The organism is Streptomyces sp. NPDC059679 (genome assembly GCF_042734105.1).
Taxonomy (GTDB): domain Bacteria; phylum Actinomycetota; class Actinomycetes; order Streptomycetales; family Streptomycetaceae; genus Streptomyces.
On record NZ_JBHWES010000155.1, the window covers coordinates 1 to 5,957 of the forward strand.

At 65.3% G+C, this 5,957-nt stretch carries 4 protein-coding genes; all 4 read left to right on the plus strand.

Features of this window, described 5'->3' with window-relative positions:
- The first annotated feature begins 226 nt into the window (after window positions 1-226).
- The 4 genes from ACFV2X_RS55165 to ACFV2X_RS55180 all read left to right on the plus strand — a co-directional run bounded on the left by ACFV2X_RS55165 (window position 227) and on the right by ACFV2X_RS55180 (window position 5,859).
- Window positions 227-994, plus strand: coding sequence for a creatininase family protein (locus tag ACFV2X_RS55165; protein ID WP_385631800.1), 768 nt, complete (start codon window positions 227-229; stop codon window positions 992-994).
- A 68-nt stretch (window positions 995-1,062) separates the two neighbouring features.
- Window positions 1,063-1,611, plus strand: a complete 549-nt coding sequence (locus ACFV2X_RS55170) for a TetR/AcrR family transcriptional regulator (RefSeq protein ID WP_020867436.1) — start codon at window positions 1,063-1,065, stop codon at window positions 1,609-1,611.
- A gap of 375 nt (window positions 1,612-1,986) precedes the next feature.
- Window positions 1,987-3,816: an AMP-dependent synthetase/ligase gene (locus ACFV2X_RS55175; protein WP_385631803.1), complete on the plus strand. Its 1,830-nt coding sequence runs from the start codon at window positions 1,987-1,989 to the stop codon at window positions 3,814-3,816.
- A gap of 744 nt (window positions 3,817-4,560) precedes the next feature.
- On the plus strand, window positions 4,561-5,859 hold the full coding sequence (locus ACFV2X_RS55180; protein ID WP_037965927.1) for an MFS transporter: 1,299 nt from the start codon (window positions 4,561-4,563) through the stop codon (window positions 5,857-5,859).
- Window positions 5,860-5,957: the final 98 nt, after the last annotated feature.

The following is a 5,957-nucleotide window of genomic DNA, read 5'->3' on the forward strand; positions in this document are numbered from 1 at the left end:
CCCCCTCAGACATGAGGATGAAGTCCATACCGACCCTTTCGACAAATGTTAGTGGGCGATAACGTAGGACGTAGCTCAGCCCAGGTCAAGGCCCCCGAGGGATGGTGAACGTGTTAATTATGAGTAACGTGTGTAAGCCTCGACTGCGGGCCTCTCTCCATCCGCCGAGTAGTGACGCATCCGCGAGGTACGGGTCGAGCAGGCACAGGAGGAGGAGTGACCACACATGAGCGAGTTGCGGATTGAGCGTTTGACCTCGCCTGACATCGCGAGTGCCATCGCGAGCGGTATGCGTACGGCGGTCTTGCCGCTGGGCGCCACGGAGCAGCACGGTGCGCACCTGCCGATGTCGGTCGACAGTGATCACGCCGATCGATTGGGTGTTCTTGTCGCCGAGCGGCTTGGCGACGCGCTCGTGCTACCGACGGTGCGGATCGGCTGCTCGTCGCACCACCTCGGCTTCGCCGGAACGCTCTCGCTGCGGGCCGAGACGCTCGAAGCGATCTGCGCCGACTGCTGCGCGAGCCTTGCCACGCACGGCTTCCGCAGGGTGCTGATCTTCTCGGCACATATCGGCAACTACCCGGTGCTCGGTGACATCGAGCCGAAGCTCGCCGCGCGGCTTCCCTCCGGCCTGGATGTCATCGCGTTCGCAGACTCGGCAGCGGTCCTCCGCGCGTGGCGCGACGCCGCTCAACGCGTCGCCGGCCTCGCCGACCACGTCGGAGGCCATGCCGATGTCGCCGAAAGTTCGATCATGCTAGCCGTGCGGCCGGACGTCGTGAGGAACGATCGCGCCGCCGCGGGTTTCACCGGGTCCATGGATGAGGGGTTGCTGGCCCGCGTATTCACTGACGGTGTCAAGGCAGTCGCACCCAGCGGGGTGCTCGGTGATCCGCGCGGCATGTCGTCTGAGCTGGGCTTCGCCTGTCTGACCGCGGTGGCCGACCTGCTCGCAGAACACGCAAGGGCACGTTATCGGCCGCTCACCTAGACTAGACTCTACATGTGTCGAGCTCACCTACCCCCCGTACCGCGTCTCCCCGTGCCACCCGTCGGCAGGTGCTGATCAAGGTCGCCGGAGAGTTGTTCAACGAGCGTGCCTTCGATGCGGTCACCACTGAGATGATCGGCGCGCGTGCCGGTGTGACCGGCCCCGCGCTCTACCGGCACTTTCCGAGTAAGCAGGCGTTGCTGATCGCGGTGCTCGAGGATCCGCTCAACGAACTGCTGGTTCATGCCCGCAAGACGGCAGCCGAGGTGACGGATCCCCGCAAGGCACTCGAGGAGATGATCGATTACCACGTCAAACGCAGTCTCCAGAACGTTCCGTCCACGCTGGTGTTCCTGAAGAACGAACACAACGTCCCGGAAGACGAGCGCCATCGCATGCGGCGCATGATGCGCCTCTACGCCGAAGAGTGGAGCGGACTGGTCACCCGGCTGCGGCCCGACCTGTCAGACGCGCAGACCCGCGTTCTCACACACGCCGTCTTCTCGATGATCAACGCGGTGCCCCAGTTCAACAGCGGCCTCGATCCCGACATCGTCGCGACGACCATCCGCACCGCCGCGATCAACGCGCTGCTCGTCCCCGCGGACGCGATCTGACAGGAGCGGGGGTCTTCAAGGACGCGGCTCGTAGCCGCTGACCTGATCCAGGCCAGGGTTGGTGACCGTGAGGTAACCCGGCGCTTCGGGATGACCCGGATGTCGGCGAGCGTCGCCCTCCACGTCGCGCGCCGCGGGGGGCGATCGGGCACTACACGCCATCGCCTCCCTCCTGCGTTACTCCAGACTGACCGGCGCCCCGGTCGGGCTCGCCATGAGCCGTGTATGGGCCCGCTTCCCTTCGACGCCGCAGCGGTCATGCGCTGCGAGCCGGTGATGTGGTGCCGCGGTGATTTCCTCCACCTCGGAGCAGGGTGTTACATGAAACGTATCGAGCCCGGGTCAGCTCTGGTGGATCCGCGGAGAGGCTGTGCGATGGATCTGATGAATTTTGAACCGATCCGGACGCATCCGCAGCTGTTGCTTGATCGTGCGCGCTCCGACCCCGACATTGTCGCGCTGCGCCACTGGCGCGATGGGGTTGTGCACGCGACCACGTGGCGGACGTACCGAGATCGAGTACGCGAGATCGCGCTCGGCCTTGTCGACCACGGCGTGCGGCACGGCGATCGCGTCGCGGTGATGAGCAGCGCACGCCCCGAATGGGCCTTCGCCGCACTGGCCGTGCAGAGTGTCGGCGGCGTGGTGGTGGGCGTCTACCCGACCAACTCGCCCGCCGAGATCGAGCAGATCCTGGCGCACAGCGAGGCAGTGGCCTTTATGGGCGAGGCAACCACGGAGCTCGACAAGGTGGCGGAGATCGCGGCCCGCACACCCAAGCTGCGGCTCGTCGTCGGCATGGACACCGCCCCGCCGGCGCTGCCTGGGGCAATCACCGGGACAACGTGGGAGGAGTTGCGCACAGAGGGAGCGCGGCATCCGAGCGTCGTATCCGACCGTCTGGTCGAGATGGTCGCTGCCACGGCACTCGACGACCCCGCCGTTCTCTTCTACACGTCGGGCTCCACAGGAGCTCCGAAAGGCGTCACACACTCGCACCGTACGCTTCAGCACTCGGTCCAGACCGTCGTCGGCCTCTATCCGGAGCTCGACAGCCGTGAGCTGGACATCGTCGGTTTCCTGCCGCTGGCCCACGTGGCGCCGGCGCTGCTGTTGATCTTCACTCCGCTGCTCTCGCATCTCGTGGTGACGTACTGCCGCATCGAGGACTACGAGGACGCGTTGCGCACCGTGCGACCGACGGCGCTGCTGTGGCCCCCGCGCTTCTACGAGAAGGTCGCCGGCCAGCTGATCGCACGAACGCGGGCTTGGCCCCGGGTGCGCCGGTACGCCTACAAAGGCGCGATGTGGGTCGGTCGCCGAATGGCCGAGCGCCGTTGGTCCGGTGGTCATCCCTCGGTATTGCTGCGGATCGCATACACCGCAGTGCTTCACCGTGTCTTCCTGCCGTTGCGGGCAAGCGTCGGATTGGACCGCCTGCGCGTCGCTTTCACCGCCTCTGCCGCGATGCCCGAGAACGTCATCGCGCTGTGGCAGATCTGGGGGCTGGATCTCCGCGAATGCTATGGCCTCACCGAAACAGCCGGCTGCCCCGTTGCTCATTTCGACCAGACGTTTCCGCGCCCGGGATATATTGGTCGGAAATTCCCGGACCCACGCTTCCAGGTCGAGGTCGCGCATGATGGTGAAATGCTGGTCCGCGCACCACTGCTGTTTCGCGAATACTGGCGCAACCCCAAGGAGACAGCTGCCGTTCTGCAGGACGGCTGGTTCCGTACCGGCGACCTGATCGAGCGTACCGCGCACGGTGAGATCCGCCTCATCGGCCGAAAGAAGGACGTGATCATCACCAGCGGCGGCAAAACGATCAATCCGCAGCCGATCGAAACCCGGCTGAAGGAGAGCTCACTGATCAGCGAAGCAATCGTCGTGGGCGACACGCGCAAGTGCCTCACCGTGCTGCTCGAGCCGAGCACACAGGCCAAGGCGCTGACTACGACGGCGCTGTCCGAACGCCTGCGAGCCGAGCTCGGGCGAGTCAACACGGACCTCGCACGCGCGCAACGGCTGAAGGACTTCCGTGTGCTGCCTCGGCCCCTCGAGGCCGAACGCGGCGAGCGGACCGCGAATGGCAAGGTCAAGCGGAACGCGGTAGTGAATTCATTCGCTACGCTGATCGACGAAATGTACGGCGGGAATGACGACACAGTGATCGCGAACCACCTACGGCCGCGGTCGCATTAGCGAAGAACCTTGATGAGTTGGCCGTGGCTCCTACATCTGCTGACGCGCATACAGCAATGGGTGGACTTATGCAGCTCCCGATCTGACACGACAACAGCTCCGAGCAGCGCAAGCCGGCACCGCGGCGCAGACCCGGTGAGCGCGCTACAGGCACGACGACCACAGATCCTCTCCGGCTTCCGCTCTGGCCCGAGCAGTTCGCTTCCCCGGACCGCTCCGCGGCTTGAGTCGTTCGACAATGCTGACTTAATTCCATTCCTGTGCGCCACTCCCGGATCATGTCTCTTCTGAAGCCATACTTGTGGAATTTGAATTAGTCCAGTCGTATCAGTGCATTGCGCGCCTGTGTACGACGGGTCAGAGTCAGCACATGCGAAGTGCATCGAGTGTGTGCGTACGCAGTTCCTGCTGACCCACGAGGTATGGCATGCGATCGGCGGCGCTCTATCAATGCGTCCCATCATCCGATGGCCATCCCGCGGTCGTCGAATCAGCAGTCACCGACGAGGTAGCCCTGACGGCTGCGCCGCTCGAATCCAGAGAGATTGGGGCTTCAGCCCCCTGAGGCAGCATCGGGCCCCGGCGACTGCCGACCTCGCCACAGTGCCTCGGAGCCTGACCCGACGGAAGGGTCCAGTCAGGACCCACCCCCCTGATCGCGCCGAGCAACGTGACGGCGTCGACCTCGCGCGGCGAGGGCGGCCGAACGGCGCATCTCCCATCCTGGTGTGACAAGGAGAGTCAATGACGACGGCACAACATTCCGAAAAGACGATCAGCTTGAGGTCCGCCCGGCGTGCATCGCTGGCGGGCGGCGTCGGGACACTGATCGAGTACTACGACTTCAGTGTCTATGGGTTTCTGACGCTCACCATCGGACCGTTGTTCTTCCCCAGCGACAATCCGACGGTCTCAACCCTGTCCGCGCTCGCGGTGTTCGCGTCGTCCTACCTCATCCGTCCGCTCGGTGGCTGGTTCTTCAGTCGCCTCGGCGACCGCCGCGGCCGCCGGACAGCCCTCGTCGCGACGATCGTGATGATGGGCGCGGCGTGCGGCGTGATGGGCCTGCTGCCCACCTACGGACAGGTCGGAGTCGCCGGGACGATCGCCATCGTCGTTGTGCGACTCACCCAGGGGTTCGCTGCCGGTGGTGAGATCGGTGGCGCGGCCACCTACATCGCCGAGCTGGCGCCGCCCGGCAAGCGGGGCTTCTACGGATCGACGGTTTCCATGGGGTCCACTCTCGGGTTCGCCGTGGCCGCCGGCGTCGTAGGGCTGGTCCGGCTGCTGGTTCCGGCCGACCAGATGGCAACGTGGGGCTGGCGGATTCCGTTCCTCCTCTCGCTGGTCCTCACTGTGGTGTGTCTGCGGGCTCGACTGCGGGTCGAGGAGTCGCCGCAATTCCAAGAGCTGAAGGAGAAGGCCGCGATCGTACGCAGTCCGATGCTGGCCGCTCTGCGGAGCCACCCGCTGTCGGTCGCCCGTGTGGCGGGCCTGGCTATCGCGTTCAACGGCACCGGCTACTTCGGCGTCGCCTACTTCGCCATCTTCCTGCAGGAGGAAGGATTCTCCGCCACAGGCGTCGCCTGGACATCGGCGTTGTGCATCGCCCTGGCCACCTTCACCTACCCATGGGCGGGCAAGTTGACGGATCGCTACGACCGCAAGCCCATCCTGCTGGCGTCCTACATTATCTTCGCTGTCATCGCTTGGCCGGTCTTCGCACTCCTCATCGCGGCAACCAACCTCTGGGCCGTCGGGGCCGTCTATCTGGTCTTCATGTTCTTCACCGGGTGGGCGCAGGTGCCTACGTGGCCGTTGGCCACGGAGCTGTTTCCGGCAAGCGTGCGCTACTCAGGCATCGCGATCGGCTACAACCTGGGCGTGATCATCGGCGGCATCACGCCACTCGTCGCCGCTGCCCTCGTGGCCGGCACCGGAAGCAGAACCAGCCCTGTCTACTGGATCCTCGCCGTAACGCTCATCGGAGTGATCACCGTCGCGCGACTGCCGAAGACCGCGTCGAAGCCGCTACCCGCCTAAGCGGACGGCCAGCTCGACGATCTCCTGCACCCGCGCGGAAGCCGCCCGGGTGCAGGAGTTAGTCGAGCTGGGGGTTGCCACGCCCGCGCCGAATCAAC

Coding starts and splice junctions, on each gene's coding strand:
- ACFV2X_RS55165 (WP_385631800.1), top strand. CDS start 227: ATGAGCGAGTTGCGGATTGAGCGTTTGACCTCGCCTGACATCGCGAGT.
- ACFV2X_RS55175 (WP_385631803.1), top strand. CDS start 1,987: ATGGATCTGATGAATTTTGAACCGATCCGGACGCATCCGCAGCTGTTG.
- ACFV2X_RS55180 (WP_037965927.1), top strand. CDS start 4,561: ATGACGACGGCACAACATTCCGAAAAGACGATCAGCTTGAGGTCCGCC.